The 14489-nt window shown below is 46.6% G+C and carries 9 protein-coding genes; 5 read left to right on the top strand and 4 right to left on the bottom strand.

Annotation, left to right across the window (positions count from 1 at the left end; genetic code table 11):
- Positions 1-40: 40 nt before the first annotated feature.
- The 3 genes from QUB37_RS25360 to QUB37_RS25350 all read right to left on the bottom strand — a co-directional run bounded on the left by QUB37_RS25360 (position 41) and on the right by QUB37_RS25350 (position 3235).
- Complete coding sequence (locus QUB37_RS25360; RefSeq protein ID WP_333167417.1) at positions 41-1483, bottom strand: MFS transporter; 1443 nt, start codon at positions 1481-1483, stop codon at positions 41-43.
- A gap of 656 nt (positions 1484-2139) precedes the next feature.
- Entirely contained in the window at positions 2140-2883 is a 744-nt protein-coding gene (locus QUB37_RS25355; RefSeq protein ID WP_333167415.1) for an RNA-guided endonuclease TnpB family protein, read from the bottom strand.
- Positions 2843-3235 (bottom strand): helix-turn-helix domain-containing protein, encoded by a 393-nt coding sequence (locus QUB37_RS25350; protein WP_333167413.1) that lies wholly within the window; start codon positions 3233-3235, stop codon positions 2843-2845. The genes QUB37_RS25355 and QUB37_RS25350 overlap by 41 nt, the downstream gene beginning before the upstream one ends.
- A 239-nt stretch (positions 3236-3474) precedes the next feature.
- Between QUB37_RS25350 and cbiD the strand changes: the two genes are divergently transcribed.
- From cbiD to QUB37_RS25325, 5 genes are all read left to right on the top strand, one after another.
- Complete coding sequence (gene cbiD, locus QUB37_RS25345; RefSeq protein ID WP_333167443.1) at positions 3475-4632, top strand: cobalt-precorrin-5B (C(1))-methyltransferase CbiD; 1158 nt, start codon at positions 3475-3477, stop codon at positions 4630-4632.
- Between the two features lie 347 nt (positions 4633-4979).
- Complete coding sequence (guaA, locus tag QUB37_RS25340) at positions 4980-6581, top strand: glutamine-hydrolyzing GMP synthase (protein WP_445300060.1); 1602 nt, start codon at positions 4980-4982, stop codon at positions 6579-6581.
- A gap of 707 nt (positions 6582-7288) precedes the next feature.
- On the top strand, positions 7289-11797 hold the full coding sequence (locus tag QUB37_RS25335) for a CHAT domain-containing protein (RefSeq protein WP_333167409.1): 4509 nt from the start codon (positions 7289-7291) through the stop codon (positions 11795-11797).
- Between the two features lie 414 nt (positions 11798-12211).
- Positions 12212-12427, top strand: a complete 216-nt coding sequence (locus tag QUB37_RS25330) for a hypothetical protein (protein WP_190659239.1) — start codon at positions 12212-12214, stop codon at positions 12425-12427.
- Between the two features lie 147 nt (positions 12428-12574).
- Positions 12575-13471 carry a pirin family protein gene (locus tag QUB37_RS25325; protein WP_333167407.1) on the top strand — a complete coding sequence of 299 codons (897 nt, stop codon included), beginning with the start codon at positions 12575-12577 and terminating at the stop codon, positions 13469-13471.
- Between the two features lie 350 nt (positions 13472-13821).
- Here the strand turns inward: QUB37_RS25325 and QUB37_RS25320 are convergent, their stop codons facing one another.
- Entirely contained in the window at positions 13822-14397 is a 576-nt protein-coding gene (locus tag QUB37_RS25320) for a TIGR04376 family protein (protein ID WP_333167405.1), read from the bottom strand.
- Between the last annotated feature and the right edge of the window lie 92 nt (positions 14398-14489).

Genomic DNA, 14489 nt, shown 5'->3' with positions numbered 1-14489 from the left:
TTTTCTGGTTTCTGAATGGGCAAATTTGTACTAAAACTTCCTAGCCCCGGTTTAAATTGAAACGTCCTAAAGTGGGGACGATCGACCGCAGCGACTGGCTACGAGGTTCTCGCACCAAAACCAAAGGCACAAGAGCAATCAGCCGCACAGTAGCCGAGAGGGCAAACACTGCTCCCAAACTCATGCCGGGAAGTTCGGCAAGAAAGCCGCCGACGGTAGTTCCCAAAGCCCCAGCTACTCCCGCAACCGCTGCGGCGATCGCAAAATAAGTCGAAGGTTGCTCGATCGACGCTATCTCCATTTGAATATTGTTAGTACACAGCCCGATCGCGCCTAAAGTCGTTCCCCCCAACAAGTGCAGCAGCGGCAGCCACACCCAGAGGGCAAACGGGTAATTCCCCGTACCCAACCACAGCAAAGGCGTTATCGCCACCACCAGCCCCACCGCAATTAGCAGCGGGCGATTTCCCCAGCGATCGGCCAACTTACCCCAAAACATCAGCAGCACTAGATTTGCGCCGGAACTTAAGCTGGTGTAAATCGTTACCAAACTCACATCCAAGCTTAAATTTTTCAGCAGGTAGATATTAAAAAAAGGCGCGCTGAGATTAACAGCAAATGTCCACACACTGAAGTAAAGAATAAATATTAAAAAATTAGAATCTTTCAGCACAGAAGGCACAAAATCTGTTATTTGCTTTGCTTTTTTCTCTGTAAGTTGATCGCTCTGTGCATTTTTTTTGTATACCTGCGGATTCACATCAACCATCAAGGATTGACACCCCAAACTAATCATTCCCGCCAAAACACCCACCAATACAACAATACCGTAGCCCAAAATTGGGCCGCCGTCCCAAGTTGACACTCCCAATCCCATCAACGGCACTGCCAGCAAAGTGATGAGGCTGACAGCACTGTTGCGAAAGCCAAAATACCGTCCCCGCAAGCGCTGAGGAACCACAGCAGCCATCCAACTGAACCAGCTAGAATTGGCCAAAGCTGCCAGCATACTAGCTGCTACGACTGTTACCAGTGTCCATTGCAGCAGTTGGCGGAGGTCTGCGTGCTGGGAACCCCAAACAATTGCCACCGCCAGCACCAGCCACAGCAGCCGCGAAACGCTGAATACAAATAGGTTGTACGAGCGGCGGGTGGTTGTCCGATCTGCGATGTAGGCTCCTAATGGTTGCAGGAGATTTACCACCATCGGAATAGCAAAGAATATACCTATTTCCACGCTACTTGCGCCGAGTTGCAGCAAGAAGTTGCTCAGCAGCACGCCGGTGGTCGCCGACTCGAAGATAGTGGCAAAAACGCCGTCTAGAGTTGAGGCTTTCAGGGTCGATCGAACGTCTTTTTTGGAAAATTTGAGAGCTATTTTTTGAGAGAGAACGAGCTGAAATATTTTCGGGTCTACTATTTCTACTATTTCTGCAGTCTGAAGAGATAGAGGTTCATTTAACTCTGCAACTGGTTCAACCATAGTCAATCGATTTTAGATTTTAGGTTTTAGATTGTAGATTGGATAATTGAAGTAACAGGGTTAGATAAAACCAGCCCCACCTTCAAGAGGCTAACTCGAAAGTAGGACTGGCACGTCCGGGTAATTCAGATCAATATAAATGACTTGCAATCGCTAGGACATCAACCGGTTGGGAGATATAAATTTGCTAATTGTGAAAAAGTAGGTTTTAGGGCTTAACCAAGAAGCGAGCGCAGCATTTGGCATACCAAAAATTTCTCGAATTCCGCCTCAAACAAGTCTCCCCAAGGGCCAAAGCAAATTTCGCGCGAGCTCATCGACTCGGCTCTGACACCTTTACGGCTAGGTAAATTTATAGAAGGAAAGACGATCGACTTGCCGAGTATAGCTGCTAACGATTTGTACCTAATTCCTGGAATCCGTTTGTTCTGTGCCAGCGCTCGCGATCGAGATTCCGAGTTTTTTGTGAAAATCGCCCCCAGGTGCCGGTAAAGCTTCGGAGTGGGTTATTGGCGATCCTCTACGGGGGCTCCGCTAACGCACCTGCTTTGCAAAACTTATCTAAACTTGTCTAAACTAATCTTTAGACACAATCCGAGTTCACTTCCTACGCTGTTGGGTAGACGGCTAATCCCAAGATAAGTAGGCTATCCCCCTCAAGCCGAGGGTTTCCAATTTAAAATATTTAGACTTGCGTTCCAGTCCCGATCTAAAGATATGCCACAAGCAGGACACTCAAAAGTCCTAATGCTTAGTGGCATATCTTTTTTTGTGCCACAATTCGAGCAAGTTTTAGTGCTGGGGAACCATTGGTCTACCAGCACTAAATTTGCCCCATACATTTTGCACTTATAATCGAGTTGGCGTTTGAACTCGTAAAAACCTAGATCCGATATTGCTCCAGCCAGCTTGTGATTCGCCATCATGCCCTGAACGTTCAAGTTTTCAATCTTGATTAGCTTAAAAGTTTGGGCTAAATAAGTTGTTAGCTTGTGAAGGAAATCTAAACGAATACGAGCTATCCGTGCATGGAGCCGACGGATTTTATGGTAGGTTTTGCCCTGATTTTGGGAGCCTCTTACCTGTTTTGAGGCTTGGCGTTGCAAGGTAGCAAGCTTGGTTTTCGCTTGTTTTAACGGCTTCGGCGCATCAAAGACCTGCTGAGTGGACAGCGTGGCAAAAGAATTAATGCCTACATCGATTCCTACAGAGCTTTCAGATTGTTGAACTGGCAAACATTCTGCATCAACGCAAAAGGAAACAAACCAACGACTTGCTTCTTTTGAAATCGTAAAAGTTTGAGACACATAACCGCATTCTAGGGCTTCGTAGAGTCGAAAAGTACCCAAGGTAGGAATCTTAAGGGTTTTGCCAGCGTTTAGTAAATAAAACTTTGCCATTAGAGGAATCAACTGTAAAAGATTGACCGTCTCGGCGACTAGCAAATTTTGGATGACCTGCCTTTCCAGAGCGATATCTACTAAAAGCATCTTTCAAGTCAATTAAAGCATTTTGATAAACTCGACTAGACAACTGGTTCATCCAGCCAAATTCAGGCTGTTTCTTGACGTGGTTGGTAAGAACTTTTTTAACTTCGTTGATCACCTTCGAGTCTGTGAATTTTCCCTCGCTATACATTTGAGTCCGCAAGCTTAACCCAAAGTTAAATACTACGCGCCGGAATCCTGCGTGTCTTGCCATCAAAGTCGCTTCGTTGTTATTCAGTTTGAGCGCTCGTTTGAGGGCAAACACAAAACTTCCTCTCAATGATTAACTATGGAGAATTTTAGCAAACTATTTGGCAATTTAGTCAAGCTCCACAAAAGTGTGGCTTGCTTCAAGGCAACTCACAGGACAAAATTATAGTTGACAAAAATTACGCGAACTGCTTATAATAACAAACCCTACAATTAAACTTAAATGTTTGAGGGCTATCAGTGCTAAGGCGTGATGTCGATCGCCCGCAAATTTACAGATTTCTGCATTTGAGCGTGACTAAAACTCAACCTGTATCCGGGTATACATTGCCAGTATTTGCCTGTGCGGCCGCACTTGCAGCTTTGCGGTGCTTGCGTGAGGGTATTCAGTCTCTAGATAGCGTATCAGTAAATTTACTGGAACCGCAAATAACGGCAGAAATTCCGATCGAACAGGCGTCTGTACTCAAAACTAATACCGCTTTAGGAGTAACTCGCTCCGATCCGGGGGACAATCTCGATCTGACTCGCAATACCCCCGTTTGGGCAATGGTGGAATTAGGGAATTGGGAAGAGGGAGAGAGGGAGAGAGAGGGAGAGAATCGGGGAGAGGGAGAGCAGATTGTGATTCTCGGCGGTGAAGGTATCGGGCGTCACACAGTCGGTGGAGGGGCGGCGATCTATGATTACGCAATGCGGCTGCTGCGATCGAATCTGAGCCTAGAACTCGCACGGGGAGAAAAAATTACTGTCACCCTGATTCTGCCGTCTGGGCGACAACTAGCCACCCGCACTTCTAACGAAGCTTTCGGCGTGGTAGAAGGACTTTCGCTGCTGGGTACAACGGGCATTTCTCAACCGCTGAGTGCGCCTGGACAGTTGGAACTTTACCGCGAACAATTGCAACAAAAAGCCGAATTGTTTGACTGTTTGGTTTTCTGCATCGGCGAAAACGGTTTGGATTTGGCGCGACAACTGGGGATTAATCCTGATAGGCTCGTCAAAACCGCTAACTGGCTCGGCCCGCTGCTGGTAGAAGCCGGATATCAGGGCGTGCAGTCAATTTTGCTGTTTGGCTATCACGGGAAACTGATGAAATTGGCGGCGGGGATTTTTCACACTCACCACCACTTGGCTGACGGGCGCAGGGAAATTCTCACAGCTTACTGTGCTAAAGCTGGAATGCCTGCCGATGCGTGTTCCGCAATTTTTGCTGCAGCGACAGCCGAAGAGGCTCTTGGGCAACTGCGGGCTTTAGACGCCGAGTTTGGGAGCAATTGGGTCGATCGAATTTACGGCGACATCGCCGGACAAATAGACTTGCGCTCATCGGATTGCATTTTTACTCACACTAACTTGCACATCCCCGTGGGCTCGGTGATGTTCGGGCGCGATCGCAAAATTATTGTTAAAAGTGATATAGGAGATACATTTTTGACCCAAATTTGTTAATGTAGTGTGAATATCCCTGAATTCTGTTTAAAACATCGGTCAGGGATAATATTTAACAAGTAATAATTCTCTGTCCCTAAACCTTAATTATACTAGGTTGCTTCGGGAATTTATTTCTGAAGTAAGAATTCAATTAATTAGGGTAAGGCTCGAAGTAAATCTATGCTTGCCCTGTGCCTGATTAATCGACTAACATCGCTGACAGCAATCTAGTATGAATAAGATTTATTTCTAGCGACTAATGGTTCATCGCCTTCCTTAGAATTGTACTGAGACCGCGACAGATACCTCCGCTACTTTCTGCCCAATTAGCACTTAGCAATTACGCAATAACCGTGACTACTCAAATAGAAACTGAATCCGTTCTCACCAACTCTTTTCTGCAGCAGATCGATCGCCAGATCATAGTGATTCTCGACTTCGGTTCGCAATATTCCGAACTGATCGCTCGCCGCATTCGCGAAACTCAAGTATATTCAGAAGTTATTTCTTACCGAACTACGGCAGAACAGTTAAAAGCTATCAATCCTAAAGGAATTATTCTGTCAGGAGGCCCGAGTTCTGTATACGATGAAAGAGCTCCCCACTGCGACCCAGAAATTTGGAATTTGGGAATACCGGTGTTGGGAGTGTGTTACGGGATGCAGTTGATGGTAAAGCAACTCGGAGGAAAGGTTGAACGGGCTAAGTTAGCCGAATACGGCAAGGCATCGCTATTTATTGACGATCCTACAGATTTGCTGACAAATGTCGAAGAAGGCAGCACGATGTGGATGAGCCACGGAGACTCCTGTTCCGAGTTGCCTTCGGGTTTTGAGATCCTCGCTCACACGGACAATACTCCGTGTGCTGCTGTTGCTAACCACGAGAACAATTTGTACGGGGTTCAGTTTCACCCAGAAGTAGTTCACTCGATCGGGGGAATAGCTTTAATTCGCAACTTTGTTTACCACATTTGCGAGTGCGAACCGACTTGGACGACAGCTACTTTTGTGGAGGAATCGATTCGCGAAATTCGCGCCCAAGTGGGGGATAAACGAGTTTTGCTGGCTCTATCCGGTGGTGTAGATTCTTCTACTTTGGCTTTCTTGCTGCACAAGGCGATCGGCGACCAACTTACCTGTATGTTTATCGACCAAGGGTTTATGCGGAAGTATGAACCAGAACGGTTGGTAAAATTATTTAAAGAGCAATTCCACATTGATGTTGAGTATGTTAATGCTCGCGAACGCTTTTTAGCTCAACTTGAAGGAATAACCGATCCTGAAGTAAAACGCAAGCGGATAGGTCACGAATTTATTAACGTATTTGAAGAAGAATCGAAGCGTCTGGGCCCCTTTGACTACCTCGCACAAGGTACTCTTTATCCTGATGTGATTGAGTCGGCTGACACTAATGCAGACCCGAAAAGCGGCGAGCGAGTTGCTGTTAAAATTAAAAGCCACCACAACGTCGGCGGTTTGCCGAAAGATTTGCGATTTAAGCTGATTGAACCGCTGCGAAAACTGTTTAAGGATGAGGTGCGAAAAGTTGGCCGGTCGATCGGGCTTCCCGAAGAAATCGTGAACCGACAACCTTTCCCCGGCCCGGGATTGGCGATTCGGATCATAGGAGAAGTTACCGCAGAGAGACTAAATATTTTGCGGGATGCTGACTTCATTGTTCGCCAAGAAATTAACCGGCACGGATTGTACGGTGAACTTTGGCAAGCTTTTGCAGTTTTGCTGCCGATTCGCAGTGTAGGGGTGATGGGCGATCAGCGCACTTATGCTTACCCGATTGTTCTGCGGTTTATTAAGAGTGAAGACGGGATGACGGCTGATTGGGCGCGGGTTCCTTATGATTTGTTGGAACTGATCTCGAACCGCATTGTGAATGAGGTTAAGGGGGTAAACCGAGTGGTTTACGATATTACTTCTAAGCCACCGGGAACGATCGAGTGGGAGTGATTTGTAGTTAGCGATTAAGTAGGCGGACTAATTTTTTTGTCTGTCTACTTATTTTGATTTTGGATAAAAGGGGGATTCCCTCTGGGATAGGTACGCTTTACGGGCTTCAGGGGATGGGGGAGTGGGAAGGGCGATCGCTTTTATAGAACGCATTTGACATTTTTTGCTGTATATAAGTAAAGTGACTGCAAAATTCGTATCCAGCAGTTATGCCATACTCTACCAGCCTCACAGACGAAGAGTGGAGCATCCTCAAATCCTTGTTTTTTCGGGTTGTGACAAGGTAGGGGAAGAGAACGGGCAAATGCTTGGATAGAGACGTGCAAAATCCTCGTCAGTAATTTTGAGAGAACTCTGGTTGATGCGAGTGCCAAGGTTAATCTTTGTTTTATTACAAGACTGCGGACACTTTTTGATAACTAACCGTAGAATATGGCTTTTAAGGCGATTCGGCAATCGAACTACCAAGGAAAAATTAAGGTTTTCAGACTAGGAACTAAAAACTATCCAGACTATTGTTATTAGGCTGATGCTGATCAGGCTTGCAGCCGCTTAGCTCTCAAATGGGTTCTAGAAACGTTCGCCCGTTGAGTTACGAGGGCTCTTTTTAACGTGCTTAGCTTAAACTCCACTCATGTTTTTTGAGGAGAAAGTTTTATTATAATTTAAGCGTACTCAGCAAAACTTTTATTGTAGGGAGAAGTCTAATGATTATAACAATCATAAATCAAAGATATCAACAGCAACTGTTGACTTGTACTTTGGTTGTATCTTTAGGTTTTTTACTGTTCTCACCTGCTGCTACAGGCCAGCAAATTACTGCGTCTCCCGATGGCACCGAAACTGCTGTTAATGCCTCCGGCAATCAATTTAACATCAACGGGGGACAGATCTCAAAAGACGGCACTAATCTCTTTCATAGCTTTCAGCAGTTTGGACTCACAGAGGGTCAAATTGTTAACTTTATTTCTGAGCCAAATATCCGCAATATTTTAGGGCGAGTTGTGGGTGGTGATGCTTCTTATATTAACGGTTTAATTCAAGTAATAGGCGGTAATTCTAACTTATTTTTGATGAATCCGGCGGGGATGGTTTTTGGTTCCAACGCTCAACTGAACGTGCCTGGTTCATTCTTGGCAACGACAGCAACCGGAATCGGATTTGGCAACAATTGGTTTCAGGCAGTTGGCGTTAATGAATACGCTATGCTGATAGGAACGCCAAGCATTTTAAATTTTGGTACAGCTCAGCCAGGGGCGATCGCAAATTTCGGTCAACTGCGCGTACCTAACGGGCAAACGCTAGCTTTAATAGGCGGAACAGTTTTCAGCCCCGGTACTTTGTCAGCACCGTCTGGGCAAATTGCGATCGCATCGGTGCCCGGAGAAAACTTAGTCCGCATTTCTCAGGCAGGGCATCTCCTGAGTTTAGAAATTTCCCCCTCTTCTAATCTCAACTCTGCTTCTGTGCCGTTGAGTCCCCTCACCCTGTCCCAACTGCTGACAGGAGGTAGCAGCAACGCTACAGGCGTTACAGTTAACAGCGACGGAAGCGTACAGCTAACGAATTCAGACTTGCAGGTAGAAGCTGGCGATGTGGCAATTGCCGACACTCAGGCAACAGGTGCAAACCAAAATGTAGCAGTGTCTGCTCAAACGGCTACTATTTCAGCCGCGCATAACCTAACCCTACTCAACAGGCAATTACAGACAGCCGGTGACTTGAAATTGCAAGCGGGGGAAGCTGTCCGCATTCGCGACAGCGCGGCTAACTCTTTTGTTATTGATGCGGGTGGAAACTTAGCCGTACAGGGCGGCCAAATAGACATCCAGGCTCGCAATCACTCCCAAAGCTTACTGAGCGCTGGCGGCCGCATCACACTTACCAGTAACGGTACTGTATCCGGTGATGCCCTCTTCCGAGCTGGCAGCGATTTCTCAATTGCCACACTTCAAGGTAGTCCAGGCAACTTCGCAAGTTCAGGCGGTTCTACGATCGTCTCAGGCGGAAACGTCACTTTTGGTAATTACGCAGGCGCTTCTCTGGGAGTGCAAGCCAAAGGCGCGATCGCAGCCGGTGATCTCGCTATCACTTCCGCATCTAGCGATCGACCGCAGTTGGTTTTAACGGCTGGCAACGTACCCACTTCCCTTACTGGAAACAGCACTTTAGCACCCGCCAGTTCTTCACCTGCCAGCATTCAAGTTGGCAATATCGCGATCGCAGGTTCAGTTTTTTTAGGCGCTGCAAACAGCATTCAAGCAGCATCCATTACTTCAAATGGCGGAGATATCGCCCTGGTAGCGTCCGGGGACATCGCAGCGGAAAACCTGGATACTTCAAATTTAACGAGCAATGCTGGCAATATTACCCTCTACAGCACGGGGGGAAGCATCAATACGAGCGCCAGCACCTTGAACGCTTCCTCGATAATCGGTAACGGTGGGTCAATTTTCCTATATGGGACAAACGCGATCGTCACCGGTGGAATTACAACCTCTAGCTTCATTGGAAACGGAGGCAGCGTCACCCTTTATTCAGAAGGCAAAATCAGTACGGGCAACATCAACACTAGCGGAATCAAGGCAGGTGAGATCAGCTTCCTTAGCAATCCACCAAATCCTCCGGTGGAGGTGGCTCCCGCCCTGCCACCAGAACCACCAGCGCTCATACCTTCCCCGGTGCCAGCACCATCACCTGTCCCGCAGCCACCAGAACCACCACTGCTCATACCTCCGCCGGTGCCAGCAACACAACCATCGCTGCCACCAGAACCACCACCGCTCATACCTTCCCCGATGCCACCAGAACCACGAGTGTTCATACCTTCCCCGATGCCACCAGAACCACGAGTGTTCATACCTTCCCCGGTGCCACCAGAATCACCAGCACTACCTCGCTTTCAGTTCCCTGAACTCGCACCTCTAAACAATGGCTTAGTAAGCCTGACACCGAGTGCCCTTCAGTGCTTAACTGAGGAACAATTATTGGAGCAGCAGGCAGGAGTGCCCCTCCAAACTGCGCCGAAAGACTACAGCAAAGCGATCGCCTGCTACCAGCAGAATTTAGAGCTGGCGAGACTCTCCCGCGATGACGCTAGGGAAGGCTATGCGCTCAACAATCTAGGCGCAACTTACTACGCAATCGGAGATTATGAAAAAGCAATTTCTTACCAGCAGCAGCGCTTAGCACAAGCTGAATCCAGGGCCGATTTATTGGGAAAGGGACAAGCTTTTATTGGTTTGGGAGCTGCTTACGGCGCGATTGGCAATTATAAAAAAGCAATTGAATACTACGAGCAAAGTTTGGAAGTAGCGCACTCCCTAAAATCCCTTGATTTAGAAGCGAGTATCCTAAGAAATTTGGGATTAGTTTATTACGCCCAAAAAGAGTATACAAGAGCAGTAGAATATCAAGAGCAAAGTTTAGCGATCGCTAAACAGCAGCGCGATCGCCGAGGCGAAGCCCTTGCTTTGAGTAATTTAGGATTAGTACACTATTCCCTGACTAATTATGCCCAAGCAATTGATGAGCAGAAACAAAGTTTAGCGATCGCCAAAGAACTGCGCGATCGTTTCGTTCAAGGTCGTGCTCTAGAAAATTTAGGAATTGCTTACTATGCTGTCAAAAATTATCCTCAAGCGATTGAGTCTTACCAACAGAGTTTAGCCATTGCCAGAGAACTGAGCGATCGCCACGCCCAAGGCCGCGTACTCAGCAATTTAGGTGACGCTTTATACAAAGCAAAGCAACCAGCAGAAGCTATCAAAGCTTTATTTTCAACCATTGAAATTTGGGAATCTCTGCGGTCAAATTTAAAAAATAACGACCTCAATTTAATTTCAATTTTTGAAACCCAAGAAACAAGTTATAGTATGTTACAAGAAGTGCTTGCCAATCAAAACCAGCATAACGAAGCGCTAGAAATAGCAGAGCGTGGACGGGCGCAAGCTTTTGTCAGATTATTGACCAGCCGTTTTTCTTCCCAGTCAGCACAGGCTACCCTAAAGTCATCGGAAAATCAAATAAAACCGCTCGATATCCAGGAAATCAAACAAATTGCTAAAGAACACAATTCGACTTTAGTTTCTTACTCGCTTATCAAAGAAGATGTAGAAGCTGAGGGTCAAAGAAAGCTGCAAGATTCAGAACTTTATATCTGGGTGATACAGCCGACCGGGAAAATTGACTTTCGTCGCATCAATTTGAAAGGTTTGGTTGAGGAAAAAACTTCATTAAAAGCCTTGATTACTGAAGGTCGTTGCTTCATTCCTAGTTGCCTCGAAAATAAGAAGCGCTCCCAACCAGCTACAAATCCCACCCGAACCCGGCCTATTGTCGAGCAACGATTTTTAAACCCATCATTGCAAGAGCTTTATCAACTACTGATCGCACCAATTGCTGACCTTCTACCTCAAGATCCAGCGTCGCGAATTACCTTTATTCCTCATGAATCTTTGTTCTTAGTTCCCTTTGCCGCGCTGCAAGATACTTCGGGAAAATACTTGATAGAAAAACATACTATTTTAACAGCACCTTCAATTCAAGTGCTCTCTTTAACCAAGAAACAGCAACAGCTTGCTTCAGGAAAAGGTGCGCTAGTCGTTGGGAATCCTACCATGCCAAGTGTTGCCTTTACGACGAACCAACCTCCTCAACAACTGTCATCACTCCCACACTCTGAAGCCGAAGCGATCGCGATTGCTCAGCTTTTGAATGCTGAAGCGCTCACAGGCGACAAAGCGACAAAAGTAGCAGTTTTACAGCAAATAGAGCGATCGCGCATCGTGCATTTAGCAACTCACGGAATCCTGGATGACGAGGAGGGATTGGGGGTACCTGGAGTCATCGCGCTTGCGCCAAGCAAGGGTGACAGTGGTTTACTCACTGCTAGCGAAATTTTCAATTTGAGGTTGAATGCCGAACTCGTCGTTTTGAGTGCTTGCAATACGGGCCGCGGTCGTATTACTGGTGATGGCATCATTGGTTTATCACGCTCGTTTATTGCAGCAGGCGTTCCGAGTGTTGTAGTTTCTCTGTGGTCAGTATCTGACGAATCAACAGCCGAGTTGATGGGGGAATTTTATCGGCAGATGCAGCTAACGCCTGATATTGCCCAAGCGCTGCGGAAGGCCATGCTGGTAACACTGGTCAAACATCCTAATCCTGTAGATTGGGCCGCTTTTACTCTCATTGGCGAAGCTGAGAAACGTTAACCGGGAAAAGCTGATTTCTTCCCGTCAAGAGACCTAATACCTTCTCTTCCGTACTTAATGTGCCAAATTATCATTTTTCTCTTGTCCTACACCCCACGTCGGGCCCTTTGATATCAATTCCCGTTAGATCGGAATGTTTAAACCACAGAGAACGCAGAGGATACAGAGGAAGGGAAGAGAGATGGATAATTCCGATGAAGGGCAGATTTGATATAACTCACACACTCAAAGGGCGGAAGGTGGGTTGTAGTTGTTCCACCGCTGCATTGGTTTCAATGTTGTGACTTCGATCACTGGTAACACGGACTTGGTTCACCCAATATTCTCAGTATTATCACGGGAAACAACCAGCACCATCACTTGCTCTTAGGAGAAATCACGAGATGATTAAGGTGTCGAGTTCAAAATAATCCCATGTTTCAAGTTAATCTTCTCCCCGGCGCTATCAACGAATTAATTGCCACTGTCACCGATACTCACCGCGTTACCAAAGCTGACCGCTACGGCATGATGGCCGCTATCCTCGATGAGTCCATCAGTGAAGAAGAACGTGGCTCGCTCGATCGTCTGATTCGCTCCCTGGTCAAAGGTCGGATTCAAGTCAGTGATGAACTCTCCATCGTCTCGTAAGCAGAAAGCTCGTTGAGAACTCGACACTCTACAACAGCTTTCGATTGGGAAAGTTTTGACCAGTCACTGATACAACTCTCTAGAAAGAGCTTTTTGTATAATTCACTTTTGACATAGACGATTAGCCTTCGCAACTTTATAAACATTATGACGGATACCATCCAGCATCTCATTGAGCCACACATTCAAGATTTGGGTGGATTCCAAGCCCGCCGCTTGCTTCCCTCAGACGTTTTAGCATTGGTAGGCCCGTTCATCTTTTTTGACCATCTGGGCCCTGCGGTGTTTCCACCCGGCCGGGGCGTGGATGTCAGGCCGCATCCGCACATCAACTTAGCAACCGTCACCTACCTGTTTGAAGGTGTTTTGCTGCATCGTGATAGTGTCGGCAGCGTTCAAGAAATCCGTCCTGGTGCGGTGAACTGGATGACGGCAGGGCGAGGCATTGTCCACTCTGAACGCACCCCTGACGACGATCGCAGCAAAGAAGCCATCCTGCATGGCATCCAAACCTGGATAGCCCTTCCCGATGAATACGAAGAAACCGACCCCTGGTTTCGGCATCATCCGGCTTCTGAGTTGCCTGTTTGGGAGGATGCAGGAGTTTCGTTCACCCTAATTGCGGGTGAGGCCTATGGTCGCACTTCCCCAGTTCAAATATTTTCACCCATGATTTATCTGGACGTGCAACTGACTGCTGGAAGAGAATTTACCTTACCGGGCGATTACAGCGAACAGGCGGTTTACAGCGTAACAGATGGGCTTGCGATCAATGGAGTGCCTCTGGAACAACATCGGTTGGCAGTTCTAAATTCCGGCACTGAAGTAAACATTTCTGCTTCCGGCAAGGCTCGTTGTATTGTGATTGGCGGTGAACCTGTTGGTGAGCGCTATAAGTGGTGGAATTTTGTTTCGAGTCGGCACTCGCGCATTGAGCAAGCCAAACTCGATTGGAGAGAGGGACGGTTTGCTCAGGTTCCTCAAGAGACAGAGTTTATTCCGCTGCCAGAAGAGCCACCTTCTCAAGCAGAGCAACCGTTGTGAATAACCGCAGCGATGTAAATTAAAAAACAGTTTTTTGATTCAGAATTCGTCTTTTTTACCTGACGGGGTTGTCACCCCGTCAGATTGGTGGATTGACAGCCGGGACAAATCATAAATTTTTTTACTTGATTAGAGCTTTTGTTTATACCATAAATATGCAACGCTCATTAAGTAGGTGAGAATATTGTAGGGATGATTGATTAATTGGCCCTAGAATTTTAGGATGGTAATTATATCAAGTCTGAGCGATCGATCGCAATACCTGAGACTCTGGAGGCTTGACTAATAGTTGCACCAGGAATCCCAGTTCCGGGTGAAGCCGTCCCTAAAGGATTGGAATGCTTTCGTAACTATCGGCCTATATTCCGCTTCATTTGATCGAGTTCTTCGTCTGCTTCCCAGCGTTGAAACTTTTCTTCTAAAGGATCGGCCGCATTAAAACTATTATAATTTGAACTCTGATTCCAACCCTTTGTATCCCAATTTGGCTCTGTTTTAGTGGTAGTTCGAGTTGCAGCTTCTGCCGCTTTTGCTCGGACTTCTTTTCGCCGTACTTGAATTTGGCGGTACAGTTCTTTTGCTTTTTCAATCCGTTCTTTGCAGCCTTGCATTTGACCCCAGCGCTGATTTCCCTGACGCAGCAAAGCGGCTTGCCGCTCTTGGGCGGCTTGAGCTAAATCGAGCCTTTGAGCAGCTTTAGCTTTGTTGATGCGATCGTTCCAACGCTGAATTTCTTGAGCTGCGGAGAGAATTTCGGCTTGCAGTTTTTTCTCTTGTTTTTGGATATCGAGAATCAGCCGCAGAGTGTCTTCTTCTTGTTCCTTCAGTTGTTCTTCTATTGCCTGCAATTCCAGATGGGGATTGCTACGCAAAAATTCTTCTAATCTGGTTTCTAGAAAGCGGCTGAAATCATCAAATAAGCCCATTTTTTATAATTCCTCAGTCATTAGTCATTAGTCATTAGTCATTAGTCATTAGTCATTAGTCATTAGTCATTAGTCATTAGTCATTAGTCATT

Origin of the sequence: Microcoleus sp. AT3-A2, from assembly GCF_036705685.1 — a bacterium.
Taxonomy (GTDB): Bacteria; Cyanobacteriota; Cyanobacteriia; order Cyanobacteriales; family Microcoleaceae; genus Microcoleus.
This window is presented reverse-complemented; position numbering and strand designations above follow the sequence as displayed.